The sequence below is a fragment of the Mucilaginibacter sp. P4_G9 genome (assembly GCF_056400985.1).
The window spans coordinates 1-517 of record NZ_JBFUKF010000961.1 but is presented as its reverse complement, the minus strand read 5'-3'; the positions used below and the strand labels follow the sequence as shown (position 1 = coordinate 517).

Genomic DNA, 517 nt, shown 5'->3' with positions numbered 1-517 from the left:
AATGTATACTCTCCACATAGATTTACCAAACAAAATTTTATTCTGTTATAAATAAATATACCGCTTGTATAAATGATTACGGCTTGGTTGGTGCAACTTTATATTGATTCTAAATAGTAAAACATTATATTTCATTTAGTAAATCATAATAATTGCTTGTTTATGTTGAGAATTTGTTAAATAAATATGATTTAAATAATTGATTTTTTAGAAATCTTTAAAAATTTCCATAAATTTTATAATTTATTTATATATCAGTAACTTCGTAGTTACACCATTTTATAAAACGGTTTAATTTACAATGAATCAAACTGAGAGCAACCAGGGCCTTTATAGGCCAGAATTTGAACACGACTCCTGCGGAACTGGATTTATAACCAATATTAACGGTCATAAAAGTAACCAGATTATTGACGACGCGCTTACCATGCTCGAAAACATGGAACACCGCGGCGCTTGCGGATGCGACCCCGAAACCGGCGATGGTGCCGGTATCCTGATACAATTGCCACATGAG

At 32.3% G+C, this 517-nt stretch carries 1 protein-coding gene; it reads left to right on the top strand.

Annotated features, from left to right (window positions below):
* Nucleotides 1-301: 301 nt before the first annotated feature.
* Nucleotides 302-517 (top strand): hypothetical protein (locus AC1DPZ_RS28805; protein WP_477409988.1); only part of this gene is annotated, 216 nt, incomplete at its 3' end.